Source organism: Pseudomonas farris, assembly GCF_019145235.1.
Lineage (GTDB): Bacteria > Pseudomonadota > Gammaproteobacteria > Pseudomonadales > Pseudomonadaceae > Aquipseudomonas > Aquipseudomonas farris.
Genome location: NZ_JAHSTV010000007.1, coordinates 1 through 16,092, shown reverse-complemented (window position 1 = coordinate 16,092; position 16,092 = coordinate 1). Strand labels below are relative to the sequence as shown.

The 16,092-nt window shown below is 60.9% G+C and carries 12 protein-coding genes; 10 read left to right on the top strand and 2 right to left on the bottom strand.

Features of this window, described 5'->3' with window-relative positions; all coding sequences use genetic code 11:
• Positions 1-13 precede the first annotated feature (13 nt).
• Positions 14-763: an SDR family oxidoreductase gene (locus tag KVG95_RS15760; protein WP_217857075.1), complete on the bottom strand. Its 750-nt coding sequence runs from the start codon at positions 761-763 to the stop codon at positions 14-16.
• A 463-nt stretch (positions 764-1,226) separates the two neighbouring features.
• On the opposite strand from KVG95_RS15760, the gene KVG95_RS15755 reads away from it, so the two are divergent.
• From KVG95_RS15755 to KVG95_RS15715, 8 genes are all read left to right on the top strand, one after another.
• The gene (locus KVG95_RS15755; protein ID WP_217857074.1) at positions 1,227-2,018 is read left to right on the top strand and encodes a YfaP family protein; all 792 of its coding nucleotides are present in this window, start codon (positions 1,227-1,229) and stop codon (positions 2,016-2,018) included.
• 35 nt (positions 2,019-2,053) lie between these two features.
• Positions 2,054-3,766 (top strand): DUF2138 domain-containing protein, encoded by a 1,713-nt coding sequence (locus KVG95_RS15750; RefSeq protein ID WP_217857073.1) that lies wholly within the window; start codon positions 2,054-2,056, stop codon positions 3,764-3,766.
• The gene (locus KVG95_RS15745; RefSeq protein ID WP_217857072.1) at positions 3,763-4,401 is read left to right on the top strand and encodes a DUF1175 domain-containing protein; all 639 of its coding nucleotides are present in this window, start codon (positions 3,763-3,765) and stop codon (positions 4,399-4,401) included. Before KVG95_RS15750 ends, KVG95_RS15745 begins: the two co-directional genes overlap by 4 nt.
• Complete coding sequence (locus KVG95_RS15740) at positions 4,398-8,972, top strand: alpha-2-macroglobulin family protein (RefSeq protein WP_217857321.1); 4,575 nt, start codon at positions 4,398-4,400, stop codon at positions 8,970-8,972. Before KVG95_RS15745 ends, KVG95_RS15740 begins: the two co-directional genes overlap by 4 nt.
• Before the next feature lies 1 nt (position 8,973).
• Positions 8,974-10,593 carry a DUF2300 domain-containing protein gene (locus KVG95_RS15735; RefSeq protein ID WP_217857071.1) on the top strand — a complete coding sequence of 540 codons (1,620 nt, stop codon included), beginning with the start codon at positions 8,974-8,976 and terminating at the stop codon, positions 10,591-10,593.
• A 3-nt stretch (positions 10,594-10,596) separates the two neighbouring features.
• Positions 10,597-11,412 carry a YfaP family protein gene (locus KVG95_RS15730; protein WP_217857070.1) on the top strand — a complete coding sequence of 272 codons (816 nt, stop codon included), beginning with the start codon at positions 10,597-10,599 and terminating at the stop codon, positions 11,410-11,412.
• Between the two features lie 664 nt (positions 11,413-12,076).
• Complete coding sequence (locus KVG95_RS15720) at positions 12,077-12,427, top strand: DUF6152 family protein (RefSeq protein WP_217857069.1); 351 nt, start codon at positions 12,077-12,079, stop codon at positions 12,425-12,427.
• Positions 12,427-12,939 carry a DUF6644 family protein gene (locus KVG95_RS15715; protein ID WP_217857068.1) on the top strand — a complete coding sequence of 171 codons (513 nt, stop codon included), beginning with the start codon at positions 12,427-12,429 and terminating at the stop codon, positions 12,937-12,939. The genes KVG95_RS15720 and KVG95_RS15715 overlap by 1 nt, the downstream gene beginning before the upstream one ends.
• A 1-nt stretch (position 12,940) precedes the next feature.
• On the opposite strand, the gene KVG95_RS15710 is transcribed toward KVG95_RS15715, so the two are convergent.
• A complete protein-coding gene (locus KVG95_RS15710; protein WP_217857067.1) occupies positions 12,941-13,729 on the bottom strand; it encodes an alpha/beta hydrolase in 789 nt (262 codons plus the stop codon).
• A 122-nt stretch (positions 13,730-13,851) separates the two neighbouring features.
• On the opposite strand from KVG95_RS15710, the gene KVG95_RS15705 reads away from it, so the two are divergent.
• On the top strand, positions 13,852-15,135 hold the full coding sequence (locus KVG95_RS15705) for an NTP/NDP exchange transporter (RefSeq protein ID WP_217857066.1): 1,284 nt from the start codon (positions 13,852-13,854) through the stop codon (positions 15,133-15,135).
• A 122-nt stretch (positions 15,136-15,257) separates the two neighbouring features.
• A complete protein-coding gene (locus KVG95_RS15700; RefSeq protein WP_217857320.1) occupies positions 15,258-16,076 on the top strand; it encodes an aldo/keto reductase in 819 nt (272 codons plus the stop codon).
• The last annotated feature ends 16 nt before the right edge of the window (positions 16,077-16,092 follow it).

The following is a 16,092-nucleotide window of genomic DNA, read 5'->3' as shown; positions in this document are numbered from 1 at the left end:
CTCGGTTTGAGTATCAAGCGCTGCTCTTGAGCCAGGTCTCGAAGCGCGTCGGCCCGATGATGGGGTGCTCTCCCGGCGTAAGCGAATGGTCATCGATGGGCGCACCGAAGTAGGGGACAGTGTCGTCCGCTTGGGCCTGGCGTGGGTCGTTGGTGTGTTGCAAAAACAGGCGCACGAATTCCACCAGCGGCCAGCGCTCTGGCCCGGCCACTTCCAGGGTCTGATTGCTCGGCGCTTGCACGGCGACCTTCGCCAACGCCATCGCGACATCGACTGCGGCAATCGGTTGCAGCTCGGCGGAGGTCAGGCGCACGGTATCGCCGTCCTGAACGCCCGAGTGCGAAATCGCCCCGATGAATTCGAAGAACTGCGTGGCCCGCAATATGGTGTAGGGGATGCCTGAGTTTTTGATGAGTTTTTCCTGCGCCATTTTCGCCCGGAAGTAACCGCTGTCGAGCATGCGCTCGGTGCCCACCACCGACAGGGCGACATGGTGTTTGACGCCGGCGGTTTTCTCGGCGGCGAGCAGGTTACGCCCGCAGGTTTCGAAGAATTCGAGCACGACAGCGTCTTCGAAGGAGGGCGAGTTGGCCACGTCGACCACCACATCGGAGCCTTGCAAAGCGGTTTGCAGTCCTTCGCCGGTGAGGGCGTTGACGCCGGTGCTGGGTGACGCGACCAAGGTTTCATGCCCCAGGCCTTGCAGGTTTTTGCAGAGGTGTCTGCCGATCAGCCCGGTACCGCCAATGACGACGATTTTCATGACGAGTCTCCCGATCCGTGCGCAGTGGGTTGCGGTGGCTTGGAATCCTGCAACCATTAAAGACCCGGAATGCGCGAGAGGGTGGCGGGGGCGACGATCGGGTTATCGGGAAAAAGCGCGGCTGGTTCACAAAAAGATCGGAAAACTGCACTGCTGGCAATGTTATATTGCCGGCCTCTGGCCTAATGCCAGTCAGTTAAGCGCAATCCATCCATGTGGGAGCGGGCTTGCTCGCGAAGACGGCAGCACAGTCAACATTGATGTCGCCTGATACACCGCTTTCGCGAGCAAGCCCGCTCCCACGTGGATTACGTTTAACTGACTGGCATTAGCGTCTGCACCATCATTTTTTTGAAGTTCGAAGGCTTGTTTGAGGCTACTCAAACGCCTTCCCAGCAGTCAGATCAAACACCGCGCCGAGGATCGGGCGCCAGGTTTCGTTATGCATGGCAGGAGGCGTTACATGCGTTGTGTTCTTTCACTGCTGATCACGCTGGTCTGCGCCCAGGTTGCATGGGCCGAGCCCACGGCTGAGTTGTCGGAACCGGTGGGCGGCTGGCGCTATCACGGCCTGCTGGACCGCAGTGAAAATCCGCGAGTCGCCTATCCCACGCCGCCTATCGACCGGGGCGTGCAGCGCAATCGCACGATGATCGAAGGCCAGCTCAAGGCCCTCGGCACGCTCCGACCGCCGCACAGCCTGGCGGTCAACGGCAATCCCCTGAATTTGTACACCGACGACCAAGGGCGTTTTGCCCGGCCGTATGCGTTCGGCGCCGGGTCCAACAGCGTCGAAGTGCGCAGTTCCGAGGGCAAGTCGCTCAAGCGCGTTCAATTCTATGAAGCCAACAACCTGCGCACGCCGGCGCGCATTCGCGTGGTGCTGGGGTGGGACGATCCCAAGGCCGAACTCGATCTGCACATCATTACCCCCGACGGCCAGCATGCGTTCTGGGCTCGCCCTGCGATGAGCAATGGCGGCGGCCTCGACCCGGACGGGGTCGATGGCCCCGGCCCGGAAATGTTCACCATGACCGCGCCGATGCATGGCACTTATCTGGTTTACGTGAACTATTGGGGCAACTTCGGCAGCGGCGGCTATAACTTCGATGAGACCAGCAACCAGAACGAGGTGATCACCTCGCAAATCAATCTGGTGCTCTACGAAAACACCGTCGACGAAAAACGCGAGACCTTCATCGTACCTTTGCGGGCGATCGGCGACCTGCTGCTGGTCAAGACTTTCAACTATTAAACATCCCGCACCACGGATGAATTGGGTTTGTGAACATGAGTGATAAGACAGTTTCTCCGGCCGCCGACGCACCTGCTGCCAACACTTCCCGACGCTGGCCGGCGCTGGTAATCGGGCTGTGCCTGGTGGCCGGCGTGGCAGGCGGGTTGGGGTGGTTCCTGAACAAACCCAAGGCTCCGCCTGCGGAACTGGCCAGTGACAAACTGGGCATGAGCCGGCCGGACGGTTTGCTCGAAACCCACTCCCTGAGCCAACTGCCAAAAGATCTGCTGGCGGTGCCGTTTCTCAAGGAAACCCTGACCGAAGATTTCGTCTTCTATTACGAAGCCCACGCCGACCGTCTCGGCTTGATCGGCAGTCTGCGGCGGATCATTTACGAGCATGACCTGAAGTTGCAGGACAGCCTGATCGAGCAGCTATTCGATCAACCGGCGGATGTGGCGCTGTGGCGCGGGGCGGATGGGCGTCTCAAGGATTTTCTGTTAGTGATGGATCGCGGCGGGCTGGCCAAGGTGCTGGAGCCGCTGGCGAAAGTAGCGCTGGGTGATACGCAGCTGAGCAAACTCAGCGAGGTGAAAGTCGGCACCGACGCCGTCACGCTGTATCAGCTCAACTACAACGCCAGCAAGTCATTGGTGTTCGCTTCCCATGGCGACAAACTGGTGGTGCTGTCCAATCCGGCCAAGCTCTACGATCCGGAAAACGGCGCATCAGAGGACACCGGCAGCGTTTCGACCAAGGCCATCGCCGCCTTGCTCAACGGCGACAAACTGTTCCCCGAAGCCTTCGGCCTGCCACCGCGTGCGCCCGAGGTAAAACAGCGTCTCTCGGTCAATTCCAGCGTTTTGGCCATGGGTTACCAGCGCTTCATCCCGAACTTCGCCGGCCTGCGTTTCGACATGGACGACAAGGGCTGGCACAGCTTCCTCGCCATGGACGAACTGGAAAATCAGCCAGACTTCGACTTCAAACCGATCTGGCAAGCCATGCCCATGGGCGCCAGTGCCTGCGTGGCCTTGCCACTGGCCGCCGAACAACAGAAACCGCTGCTGGTGAAGCTCGGTGCCGACGACGCCGTGGCCCAGGCTTTGACCGAACACATGGCCGGTGCCGCCGGCTTGTGCTGGTACGCCGATTCGCGGCTGTACACGCCGCTGCTGGTGGCCAGCCTGAATGACGATGACAGCGCCAAACTCGACGGCGATCTGGGCAACCTGTTCGGCTCGATGGTCGGCGCCTACGAAGGCAACGTCGCCGATCACGCGTTCCCGGTGGTCGAGAAACAGGAAGGTCAGACCCATCAGTGGCAGCGCCAGGTCAGCTCCAATTTCGGCCCCTATAAGGCCAAGGATGCCGAGCAACCGGACGCGATCACCGGCAAAGCCTTTATGCGCGTAAGCCTGGCTCGCCACGGTTCGACGCTGCTGTTCTCCCTCGACGACAAACTGGTCGACAAAGCCCTCGGCACTCTCGACAAACGCTTTCCACCGTTGGCTGACGTGCTGCCGAAAGACCTGCTGATGCCGATCTATTTCGGCCCGGATTCCATGGCGCAGCTGATGCAACAGGAAACCCTCGACAGCCTGCCGCAGGACATGGAACCGGTGTTCTACAACGCCGCGCAAACCTACCTGATTCCGAAACTGCGCACCCTCGGCGGCTATGGCAAATACGCCCTGACCTTGCCCAAAGGCAGCGAGCCCGACGGCCATTGGCAGTGGCTGCCGCTGGAGTGGAAAGCCCTGTGACCGCACTCATCCGAGGCCTCGGCCTGCTGGCGTTGTTGCTGGGGACCCGCACCTTTGCCAGCGAAGCTCCGGCGCTCGACCCGCAGCAATCCCAGGTATTCCGCGCCTGGTTCGTGCGCATCGCCCAGGAACAACTGACCCACGGCCCGAGCCCGCGCTGGTATCAGCAGGACTGCGCCGGGCTGGTGCGGTTTGCCGCCAACGAAGCGCTGAAGGTTCATGACGACAAATGGCTGCGCAGCAACGGCCTGTCCAATCGCTACCTGCCGCCGGAACTGCAACTGAGCGACGCCCAACGCGGCCTCGCCCAGCAATGGCAGCAGGGTGGCGGCAAGGTCGGGCCTTACGTCAACGCGATCAAACTGATTCAGTTCAACAGTCATCTGATCGGCCGTGACCTGTCCCAGGCCCGGCCCGGCGACTTGATGTTTTTCGATCAGGGCGACGACCAGCACCTGATGATCTGGATGGGCCGCTTCATCGCCTATCACACCGGCACCACCACCCCCACTGACAACGGCATGCGCTCCGCAAGCCTGCAACAACTCATGACATGGAAGGACACCCGATGGATACCCGACGCAGCCAACCCCAACTTCATCGGCGTCTATCGACTGAACTTCCTCTCCCAATGATCGGTGCCCGCATGCTGCGCATTTGCTCAAAACTGCCTTTGTTGTTGGCCTTGTTCATGCCGCTGGCCGCGGTCAATGCTGAAGACACCGCCGAGCCAAGCGGCTATACGCCGGTGGCCGGTGAGAGTTTCTTCCTGCTGGCCGACAGCAGTTTCGCCAGCGACGAACAGGCGATGGTTCGTCTCGAAGCGCCGGGCCGCGATTACCGCCGGTTTCGCATGGAACCTTACGGCGGCGCGGACATTCGCGTGTATCGCATCGACAAGCCGCTGGATTTCCTCAAGCGCCAGAAGAACCTGCACCGCGTGGTCAGCGATGGCCAGTTCAAGGGCGAAGGCCTGTCGAACACCCTCGCGTATCTGTGGGACAACTGGTACCGCAAATCCCGTCGGGTGATGCAGCGGGCGTTTTCCTACGAGTCGCGCAAACAAGTCACCGAGGAAGTGCCGGAACTGAAGATGGGCACCGCCATCGCCGCGCCAACACCCTACGACGCTCAGCCGCAGTTCGCGTTGATTCCGGGCCTGCCGGTGGTCAGTCAATTCCGTTATCCGTTGTGGCAAGCCAAACCGATCCAGCCGCCTGAGGGCGTGAACCTGGCCGGTTCTTCCAGCGAGTTCGTCAGTGTCTCGCCGGGCAACGTGTACATCCCGTTGGGCAACCTGAAGCCGGGCCTGTATCTGGTGGAAGCGCTGATCGGCAAGTACCGCGCGACCACCATGGTCTTCGTCTCCAACACCGTGGCCGTGAGCAAAATTGCTGGCGATGAATTGCTGGTGTGGGCTGCGCGCAAACACGAAGGCAGTTCGGTGTCCAAGGTCAATGTGCTGTGGACCGACGGCCTGGGCGTGATGAGCAGTGGTGCTACCGATACCGATGGTTTGCTGCGTCTGAAACACGTCAGCCCGGAGCGTTCGTTCGTGATCGGCGAGGACGAAGAGGGCGGGGTGTTCGTCTCCGAAAACTTCTATTACGACAGCGAAATCTACGACACCAAACTTTATGCATTCACCGACCGACCGCTGTATCGGCCGGGGGATTGGGTGTCGCTGAAAATCGTTGGCCGCGAGTTCAAGAATGCGCGGGACTCCGTGGCACCGACCGCTGCCGACGTCAACGTTACCGTACTCGACGCCACTGGCACCGCGCTGCAATCGCTGGCGCTGAAGCTCGATTCCAAGGCTGGTACTCAGGGCCGTTTCCAGTTGCCGGACAACGCAGTAGCGGGCGGCTATGAGCTGCGTTTCAGCTACAAGGATCAGGCCTACAGCAGTGCCTTCCGTGTCGCTGAATACATCAAGCCGCACTTCGAAATCTCGCTGAACCTGACCAAGCAGGATTACCGCACCGGCGAACCGGTGAAGGGCAGTCTGGTGCTGCTGTACCCGGACGGCAAACCGGTGGCCAACGCCAAGTTGAGTCTGAGCCTGCGCGCCCAGCAACTGTCGATGGTCGATAACGAACTGCAATACCTCGGGCAATTCCCGGTGGAGCTGACCAGCGCCGAACTGACCACCGATTCCAAGGGCAACGCGAGCCTCGATCTGCCCGCCGCCGAGAAACCGAGCCGCTACATGCTCACCGTGTTCGCCAGCGATGGCGCGGCGTATCGGGTCAAGACCACCAAGGAAATTCTCATTGATCGCGGTGCTGCGAGTTTCCGTCTGAGCGCTCCGCAGCGGTTCAGCGCGGTGGGCGGCAAGGTTGCATTCAGTTATGCCAACGAAGGTGGCAGCGAGCAGAGCAAAGCGGTCAACCCGAGCAGCTACAGCTGGGTGCGACTCGAAGATCAAACCACTGGCGAAGGTAAACTCGCCGCCAAAGATAAAGGCTTCACCCTGGCCTTCGACCGTCCGGGCACTTACAACCTGACGCTGAAAGATGACCATGGCCGCGTACTTGGCGCGACCGGTCATTCGGTCACTGGCGACGGCGTCAAAGCCGTGCCCGGCACCGTGGAAATCGTCCTCGATAAACCCGAGTACAAGGCGGGCGACGAAGCCCTCGCGTTGATCACTTTCCCCGAGCCGATCATCGATGCGCTGTTGTCGCTTGAGCGTGACAAGGTCGAGGCCACCGCGCTGCTGTCCAAGGGCAGCGACTGGCTGAAGATGGAAAAACTCAGCGACACCCAATACCGCGCGCGCATCCTGGTGAAGGACAACTTCGCGCCAAACCTGACGTTCTCGGTTCTTTACACCAAGGGTGGCCAATACAGCTTCCAGAACGCCGGCATCAAAGTGGTTGCGCCGCAAATCGACGTGGCCATCACCACCGATAAAGAGGCGTATCAGCCGGGCGATACCGTGTCGGTTGACCTGACCACCCAGTTCGCCGGCAAGCCGATTCCGGCGCACCTGACGGTCAGTGTGGTCGATGAAATGGTCTACGCGCTGCAACCGGAAGTCGCGCCAACCATCGATCAGTTCTTCTATCACCCGCGCCGCAACAACGTGCGCACCAGCGCCAGTTTGTCGTTCATCAGCTACGACGTGGCATTGCCGGGCAGCCCAGGCGCGCCGGGCAAAGCCAACCGCAGCGAGCGTGGCGTGAAAGTGCTGGAGCGGCCACGTCGCGAAGACGTCGACACCGCTGCATGGCAGCCTGAATTGATCACCGATGCGAATGGCAAAACCCGCTTCACCTTCAAAATGCCGGACTCCTTGACCCGCTGGCGCATCACCGCCCGGGCCATCGCCGATGACGGCCAGGTCGGGCAGAAGAAGCAGTTCGTGCGCTCGGAAAAACCGCTGTACCTGAAGTGGAGCGGCCCGACCAAATTCCGCAACGGCGACAAACCGGATCTCGGTGTGTTCGCTTTCAGTCAGGCCGAGAAACCGGTCAAGGCTGAGCTGGTGATTCATTACGCGGGCGCCGAACAACGTGTGCCGGTCACTTTGAACAACGGCATCAACTACATCGCATTGCCGGCGTTCACAGTGGCCAATGGCGAGTGGACCGCCGAGCTGGTGCAGGACGGCAAAACCGCCGATGCCTTGGCGGTGCGCCTGACCGCGACCGGCGAAGGCTGGCAGGTGACTCAGAGCCAAAGTCTGGACGTGGCCAGCGGTGATACGCCGCTGACCTTGCCGGCAGACGCCACGGATATTCGCCTGCGTCTGGATGACAGCCCGCAAGCGCTGTTCCGTTCGGCGCTTGATGATCTGCTGAGCTATCCGTACGGCGGCGTCGAACAGACCGCCAGTCGTTTGCTGCCGCTGAGCATCGCTTATCCAACCTTGTCGTCGAACCCGCAGATCCGCGATCGCTTGCGTTTGATCATGCAGAACAGCCGCCTGCGTTTGGTGCAAATGGCCGGCCCGTCGGCGAGCTTCACCTGGTGGGGCTATGACGGTGAACCGGATGCGTTCCTCACTGCGTACGCCTATTACGCCGACTGGCACGCCAGCAAAGCGCTGGAGCTGAGCCTGCCGCCGGAGCATTGGCAGCGGGTGCTGGAGGTGTACGCCAAGCAGTCGCAGAACACGCCGCTGTTGCAGCGGGCGTTGATTCTGTCGTTTGCCAAGCAGATGCAATTGCCGGTGAACACGCTGCTCAGCGGTTTGATCGACGACTTGGTGAAAGCCGGCGAAGGCCATGCGGCGAGCATGATGGACGATGGCGAAGAAAGTCTGGTCATGAGCGATCCGGATTCGGCGTTGGGGCTGGCCAGCGCTCGAGTGCTGACCGCATCGATGGCGCGTCAGGCCAAGGTCAATCTGCCGTCGGCGTTCAATGGTCAATTGGAGGCTGCGCAACAACAAGTGGCCGCCAGCTCTCAACCGTTTGTCGAAGCGCTGAACCTGTCGCTGCAAGCCTTCGATCAGTCTCACGCTCAAGCGTTGTTGCAACGTTTGTTGCCACAGCAATCGACCCTGGAACGCGCCTTGGCGCTGACCTGGCTGCAACGCAGCATTGAGCAGGCCTCGCCGACCATCGCGCTGGCACCGGGTGAAGGCTGGAAGAAAGAGCACAGTGCTACCGGTGAGATGTATTGGACGTGGCAGGGTGCTGCGCCCGTGCCGACAGTGTTGTCGCTGACCGGGGAGCAAGAACGCCCGCTTCGCGCCGCGTTGAGCTTCCAGAGCAAGCAACCGCCAGTGGACCCGATGGCCGTGACCATCACTCGTCGTCTGTCGCGTCTGGTGCCGGGTGACGAAGCGTTTGAATTCAAACTCGAAGCCGTCGGCAGCAAACCGTTGTCCAGCGACAGCCTGTACCTGGACGAAGTGATCATCACCAGCAAAGCCGCAAAACCGCTGCGCTACGGCATGCTCGAAGTGCCGCTGCCACCGGGCGCGGACGTCGAGCGCACCACGTGGGGCATCAAGCTGATGGGCAAGGCCGGCACCGAGCCGACCTCGCTGGAGAAGGCCCGTTTCGAACCGGGGCAAATGGCCTACGCGATCCCGGTGGATGCCCTGAGCGGTGAATTGCGCCTGCGTCATCTGGTGCGTTTCTCGCAAAAGGGTCAGTTCAACTTGCCGCCGGTGCGTTTCACACAGGTCTACGCGCCACAGCATCAGGCCCAGGAACAGAAACCGGCGCTTGGTCAGGTCACGGTCCACTGACATGACCCGGCGCTTGGTCTGGTGGCTGCTGTGTTTGATGCCTGCGCTGGCGACAGCGCAGGACGAGCCGTTGCGGCTGGGCTTCAAGGGTGTGTTGCTTGCGTTGAGCCAGACGCAGGTGATTTCGCGTGAGCCATTGCCTGCTGATTTGCAGACGCCGCTGGGTAGTTTGTGGAAGCTGTTTGTCTACGGCTGGCTGGTGGATACCGGCGCGCGTGAACCGGCTTATGAGTGTCGCGGGCAATCGAAGGAAGAAGTGTATTGCTGCACGGCGGGCGGCAGGATTGAGCGCGACCAGGCATTGGTGAAGTCTTGCGGGTTGTATTTTGAGCCTGCGCGCCTGGGCATTGCTGGCGCTGATTGGCGCGAGTATTGGCAGGCGAGACAAGCGCCGAAGTGGTTGCTGGACTTGCCGTCGTTGCAACCGCAGACCCGGGTTTCGGTGGCTGAGTTGTTGAAGGCATTGGCCGTGATGCCGGCGCAGGATCAAGCCCGGCGAGTGTTGCTCGATGTGGTGCTGAATGCTGCTGACGGCAATGTCGTGGGCGAACTCGGTGGTCGGTTGCGGGTGAAAACCTGGAGCTGGTTGGGGGATCAGGATCCTTCGTCGCGTCAGGGCGGATTCGCGGGCTGGACGGCGGACGGCACGCCGATCTGGGCCGGTGGGCGCGGCACCAGTCAAATGGTCTTGCGCAATTACGGTCAGGCACTGGCGACGGTGTTGCCTTCGTCATGGCCAGCGGAGGCGGGGAAGTGCGTCGAGGTCGGACTGTTCGCGCGTTATCCGCTGAAACGCGTGCTGTCGGGGGATCGCGTGTTAGCGCCCGGGCCCTTGCAAGGCGACTATCGCGTCGAGTTCGCCAATGGCAATCAACTCGATATCCATAGCGACGGCGAGTTGTTCTTGCTCAAAGACAAACTCGTCGCCCGCCTGGACCGCGAAGAATACGTCGCCCGCGTCCTGCAGCGCGAAGCCAGACCGGAACCTGCCGAAGCCGCCAAAGCCCTGAGCGTCGCGATCCGCACCTACCTGCTGCAAAACGCTACCCGCAACGGCGATTGCCTGAGCATCGATGACAGCAGCAGCCGACAGCGCGTCGCCCCGCGCCCGGCCGCGACCGAGTCGCGCAACATCGCCGCTTGGACCAGCGACCTGGTCCTTGCCGGCAGCAACGTCACCTATCACTCCGACCAACCGGGGCCGGACAAACTCTCCTGGCAGCAAGCCGTCGAACAGGCCAACGCCGGTCAACGCTACGACGCCATCCTGCTGCACGCTTATCCGCGCGCCAGCCTCAGCCGCTGGGACCATCCCGTCGCTTCCTGCGACGCATTGCCCGCCGCGCAAGACTGGCTGCAAAAGCAACGTCGCGGCTGGCGACCACGGCTGGAAAGCGAAGTTGGTTACAACGAAGTCAACACTTTCGCCGTCTGCCGCCTGGCTTTCGGCCGTCCTTTTGTCGACCGCGAACGCCAGCGCATTTACGTGCGTGGCGTGCTGTCGCTGCAAGACCGCCTCGACCTGACCCATGAATACCTGCACCTGGCCTTCGAAGCACATCCCAACGGCCAGGATGAAACCTACATCGAAGGGCTCGCCCGCCACCTCTTGCTGGAATAGGCCATGAAACTCCGTTACCCACAGGTCCTCCTGTTCCTTTGTTCCTTTTGCGTATGGCCGACCACGTTCGCCACCGATAGCGCAGTCAAACTCGACACGCCCGTCGGCGGCTGGCGCACGGGCGCACCCGAAGGCGAAGGCGAAAACTTTCGTCAGACGGTTAATTACCCGGCGTCCTCGGTCAACACACCGGTGGGACAGGCCAATACCGCTCGCATTACCGGTCAGATCAAGTCCGCGCCCAAGGGCAATGAACCCGGCAAGCTGATCGTCAACGGCGTCAGCATGCCGCTGAAAATTGACCCCGCCGGTCGCTACGATCGCCCGTTCTCATTCCCCAACGGCAGCAACAGCGTCGAAGTCCGCAGCCCCGATGGCCAACAGCGGCATCGCACCCAATTCCTCAACACCAGCGGCGGCGCCACCCCGGCCAAGTTGCGAGTACTGCTGGCCTGGGACAGCGACGGCACCGACCTTGACCTGCATGTCGTCACGCCTGACGGCGGCCACATCTGGTACGGCGACCGCGTCGCGGCCAACGGCGGCGCACTCGACGTCGACGTCACCACCGGCTACGGCCCGGAAATCTTCGCCATGCCCGCGCCGATCAAGGGGCAATATCTGGTGTACGTGAACTACTACGGTGGCGGGTATCGCAGTGATGAAGAGGGGCAGGAAGAGGCTGTTCAGCCGCTGACGACCGCGCAGATTACGGTGATTACGGAAGAGGGGACGCCGAACGAGAAGATGGAGACGTTCCTGGTGCCGATGCGGGCGGTGGGGGAATTGACGTTGGTTAAGGGGTTTAGTTATCCGTGAGGGGGTAATTGTGACAGCGGTGCTGACACAATTGAATTGGGCAGCAGTTTGCTGCCCAATTCAGTAATCAAGGCAGGTTGGGGCTTACATAACCGAAAGATCGAAGCGGCGGAGTGGGGTGGTCGGGCAATGGGCTACTCACCTCGCGCGTACTCAGCCGGGATTGCGTGGTTTTATCCGACCGAATCTCTTTCATATACGCCAGTTTTACGAGGCGTATAGGCACGATGTAATTGTCGCAGCACCTGCTGAGACAATTACCCCAGACCCACAACCTGATCATTTTTCAACCAAGGAAAACGCCTGAAGAGTTTGAGTTACCTGCGCATGGCGATTCAGGAGAAGTGGGCGAGCCGGGAGCTCGAATGCCTATTTGAGGGTGTTCTTGCGGGCCTCATCGCGGGCAAGCCCGCTCCCACAGTGATCGGTGTCGTTCACAAATCTTTTGGTCAAAGCAGATACCTGTGGGAGCGGGCTTGCCCGCGAAGAGGCCAGCCCCTCCAGCACAAAACCCGAAGTAAGACCGCCGTTCTCCGCCGATGATCGGGGCGTTTACTCAGTCTTTCCGACGATTAGCCCACGCTTTCGTCTCGCCAATGGAGAAAGCTGTCTAAGAGCGATGTCGTAGCACCACCAGCTCCAGATAAAACAGGAGAACCGCATCATGAAAGCCTTGCTCAGAAGCATCGGACTGTCATCGCTGCTGGTGGCCACTTCGGCGTTCGCTCATCACGGCTGGAGTGAATACGACTCCAGCAACTCCATGCAACTGAACGGAACCATCGAGGAATCCGGCTATTCCCATCCGCACGGGCTCTTGCGTCTTAAAACAGCCGACAAGACGTGGATCATCGTTCTGGCACCGCCATCGCGCATGGAGAACCGTGGGCTTTCCAAAGACATGTTGAATGTCGGTACGACGGCTACCGTGGTCGGCTATCCGAATCGAAACAAACCCGATGAACTGCGAGCAGAACGCATCATCATCGGCGATAAAACCACTGAGTTGCGCTGATGGACACCATAGGTGCCCGCGCGGGGATAGGTCCGGATAGCTGGCTGGACTGGTTGGATGACTCGCGACTTGGTCTGGCCATGCGAAGCGAGCTGTGGCTTTACCCGATAGTCGAGGTGGTTCACATCATTGGCTTCGTGTTGCTTGTCGGCTCAGTGGTCATGTTCGATCTGCGGGTGCTTGGCCTGTCCAAGGATATTGCGGTGACGGCCCTGGCCCGCCATCTCCTGAGATGGTCCGTCGCTGCCCTGGTATTGATCGTACCGGCTGGGCTGATGATGTTTACCGCCCATCCCCATGACTTCGCCACCAACAACATTTTCATTTTAAAGTTGTGCCTGATCGCTACGGCGGGCATTAACGCAGGCCTTTTTCACGTCGGTGTTTACCGTTCAGTCGCCCGGTGGAACACAGGCATCGCGGCACCGGCAATTGCCAGAGTGCAGGCAGTGTTCTCGATGGGGTTATGGGGCACCGTGGTGTTGTGCGGCCGACTGTTGGCTTACACCTGATTCACAACGCGGAACCCAGCAGTTTGAGGTACTGCGGGCTTTCGGATATCGAGTTGTGGCCCGAGCCCGGTATCACCTGCAGCGTGGCCACGCCCTTGGCGAAATTCGTGTAGAGCTTTTCCGTGCTTGAGCGCGGTATGACTTCGTCGTGCTCGGCGGCGATCAACAGCGTCGGTACGGTGATGTGAGCGGCGTATCTCCAGGATTCGAACCTGTCCCGAAGCAGCCACTTCACCGGGAACCAGCGGAACTGCCGGGCGGCGAGGTCTTCAAGGCTGTTGTAGGGCGTGATCAAAATCAGCCGCGAGGCCGGGCGTTGGCTGGCGAGGCGCAGGGCGACGCCCGAACCCAGGCTGCGTCCGACCACGGCGATAGTGGGATGGGTGTTGTAGACCATGTCGAACAAGGTCATGGCATCGCGCTGAATCGCTTCTTCGGACGGCGACCCGGAGCTGCCACCGTAGCCTCGGTAATGCAGCAAGTAGATCGCATGATCCGCAAAGGCCTGCGAAAAATCGGGCAGGCTGCGGGAAACGTCCTCGGCATTGCCGCCGAAGTAAATCAACGCCTTCGGTCCGTCGTGCGGCCTGACCGTCACCAACACCTGCGCATCGGCGACTTGCAGCGTGAGCAGCGTTTCGGGTGCGTCGATGGCGCGGGGTTGCGGGTAGTAGATGAGGGCGCGTTGAAACACGAACAGCGCGGCGCAAAGCACCAGGTACGCAACGACAAGGAATGCGAAGAGAGACATCAGGGTTCGCGACATTCGGCTAACTTTAGTGGACGACATGGACTGCTCTGGGCCTGACGACGGCTATCGCTTGAGCGCTGTCAGAGTGTAGTACATCGATATTTGCCGCACGGGAGCGCACCGATGTCCAAGGTTCGACGCTTGTATCCGATTGCTGCGCCATGACGGCCACCGGCGCGTTGAAATGGGTCAAGGTTCTGCCGTCTGAACGAACGGCCCTGATGCTGGGTTTCGCCTTCCATTTCTGCGTGCTCGCCAGTTATTACCTGGTGCGACCTTTGCGCGATGCCTTGGGCCTTGAGGGCGGTGCCGACAAGTTGCAATGGCTGTTCACCGCCACATTCGTGGTGATGCTGCTGATGGTGCCGCTGTTTGGCGCGCTGGTTTCGCGTCTGCCTGCCATGCGCTTCGTGCCGTTGATCTATCGCTTGATAGCCTTGTCGATGCTGGTGTTTGGCGTGTTAATCGCTCAGCGCATTGCGCCGGTGACAGTAGGGCGGGTGTTTTTCGTCTGGATCAGCATCTACAACCTGTTCATCGTTTCGATTTTCTGGAGCGTGCTGGTCGACCGCTTTTCCAGCGAGCAAGGGCGGCGACTGTTCGGTTTCATTGCGGCGGGTGGAACCCTGGGCACGTTTATCGGGCCATTGCTGGCCGCGACCATGGCCACAAATCTTGGGCCGGTAGCGTTGACCGTCGCGGCGGCCGTGCTGCTGGAGTGTGCGGTGCGTTGCTATCGGGCGCTGTTGTCGCGCACAGTGTCGCAGTCCGGCAGCCCCTGGCTGGATGAGCGGCGCATGGGCGGCAGCATGCTGGCCGGGGTCACGCTGATCCTGCGCTCGCGCTATCTGATGGGGCTGGTGCTGTTCATGCTGTTGCACACCAGCGCCGCGACCTTGCTGTATTTCGAACAGGGACGAATTGTGGCTGGCAGCTATGCTGATGTGGCCAGCAGGACGCAGTTCTTCGCCGTCGTCGATTTGATCGTGTCGGCGCTGACCCTGCTATTTCAACTGTTGCTGACCGCGCCGTTGATCCGCCTGATCGGCATCGGCGGGGCGCTGGTGGCGTTGCCGTTGGCGACAATCATGGCGTTTAGCGCCATGGCCCTGGCACCCGTGCCGGCAACCGTCGCGCTGGCGCAAGGGCTGCGCCGCGCCGTCGAGTTCGCCATCGTGCGCCCGGCGCGAGAGGTGCTGTGGACGGTGGTGAGCCGCGAGGAAAAGTACAAGGCCAAGAATGTGATCGAAACCCTGGTGTATCGCGGCGGCGATGCCGCCAGTGGCTGGCTCTCCGCCGGGTTGACGGCGCTGGGCGCGGGGTTTGGGCTGGTAGCGGTAGTGATCATGCCGTTTGCCGGGCTGTGGGGCTGGTTATGTCTGTGGCTGGCCAGACGACAAGAGCAAAGGGCGAGCATGAATGAACAGCCAGGGGGAATTCCATGACAGATCCTGCTGTCTTCACGCGTAGAAGACTACTTACGTTGGCTGCCGGTGTTTCGGCGGTCTTCACCTTCGATCCGGCCTTTGCCGCATCGGCGCCGTCGACGGAAACAGGAGGCAAGAACATGCTGACCCGAGCCATTCCTTCCAGCAACGAGCCGTTACCCATGGTCGGGTTGGGCACGTATCGCGGCTTTGATGTCGCGCCTTCCGACGCAGCCTACAAGCAACTGCCCGCCGTGCTCATCGCGTTGTTTGAGAAGGGCGGCACAGTGATCGACAGCTCGCCCATGTACGGTCGCGCCGAGCAGACGACCGGGGAATTGCTGTCGATCCATCGGCCTCGTTCGCCTGCGTTTCTGGCCACCAAGGTCTGGACCCAGGGGCGCGAAGAAGGCATTGCGCAGATGGAGCAGTCGTTCAAGCTGTTGCAGACCGACCGTATCGATCTGATGCAGATTCACAACCTGCTGGATTGGAAAACCCACCTGCCCACCCTGCGCCAATGGAAGGCAGAAGGGCGCATCCGCTACATCGGCATCACCCATTACACGGCGTCGGCGTATGACGAAGTGGAGGCGGTGTTGAAAGCCGAGCCGATGGACTTTTTGCAGATCAACTATGCCCTGGACGACCGCGGCGTCGAGAAGCGAATCCTGCCGCTGTGTCGCGAGCGCGGTGTGGCGGTGATCTGCAATCGGCCTTTCGGCGGCGGTGGCTTGCTCGCTCGATTGAAAGGCAAACCGCTGCCGGGATGGGCCGCGCAAGTGGGGGTCAATAGCTGGGCGCAACTGGCGCTCAAGTTCTTGCTGGCTCATCCAGCGGTGACTTGCGTCATTCCCGGCACGAGCAACCCGCGCTACATGGCGGAAAACGCCGGTGCGGGTTTCGGCCCGATGCTCACGGATGCGCAGCGTCAACAGTTGATGGTCTTGGTGGGGTAGTCGTGTTGACGGGACG

What these genes read in the sequence shown, in the direction of transcription:
- KVG95_RS15735 (WP_217857071.1), top strand. Translation starts at nt 8,974, where the DNA reads ATGACCCGGCGCTTGGTCTGGTGGCTGCTGTGTTTGATGCCTGCGCTG.
- KVG95_RS15715 (WP_217857068.1), top strand. Translation starts at nt 12,427, where the DNA reads ATGGACACCATAGGTGCCCGCGCGGGGATAGGTCCGGATAGCTGGCTG.
- KVG95_RS15740 (WP_217857321.1), top strand. Translation starts at nt 4,398, where the DNA reads ATGATCGGTGCCCGCATGCTGCGCATTTGCTCAAAACTGCCTTTGTTG.
- KVG95_RS15705 (WP_217857066.1), top strand. Translation starts at nt 13,852, where the DNA reads ATGACGGCCACCGGCGCGTTGAAATGGGTCAAGGTTCTGCCGTCTGAA.
- KVG95_RS15710 (WP_217857067.1), bottom strand. Translation starts at nt 13,729, where the DNA reads ATGTCGTCCACTAAAGTTAGCCGAATGTCGCGAACCCTGATGTCTCTC.
- KVG95_RS15730 (WP_217857070.1), top strand. Translation starts at nt 10,597, where the DNA reads ATGAAACTCCGTTACCCACAGGTCCTCCTGTTCCTTTGTTCCTTTTGC.
- KVG95_RS15755 (WP_217857074.1), top strand. Translation starts at nt 1,227, where the DNA reads ATGCGTTGTGTTCTTTCACTGCTGATCACGCTGGTCTGCGCCCAGGTT.
- KVG95_RS15720 (WP_217857069.1), top strand. Translation starts at nt 12,077, where the DNA reads ATGAAAGCCTTGCTCAGAAGCATCGGACTGTCATCGCTGCTGGTGGCC.
- KVG95_RS15760 (WP_217857075.1), bottom strand. Translation starts at nt 763, where the DNA reads ATGAAAATCGTCGTCATTGGCGGTACCGGGCTGATCGGCAGACACCTC.
- KVG95_RS15750 (WP_217857073.1), top strand. Translation starts at nt 2,054, where the DNA reads ATGAGTGATAAGACAGTTTCTCCGGCCGCCGACGCACCTGCTGCCAAC.
- KVG95_RS15700 (WP_217857320.1), top strand. Translation starts at nt 15,258, where the DNA reads ATGCTGACCCGAGCCATTCCTTCCAGCAACGAGCCGTTACCCATGGTC.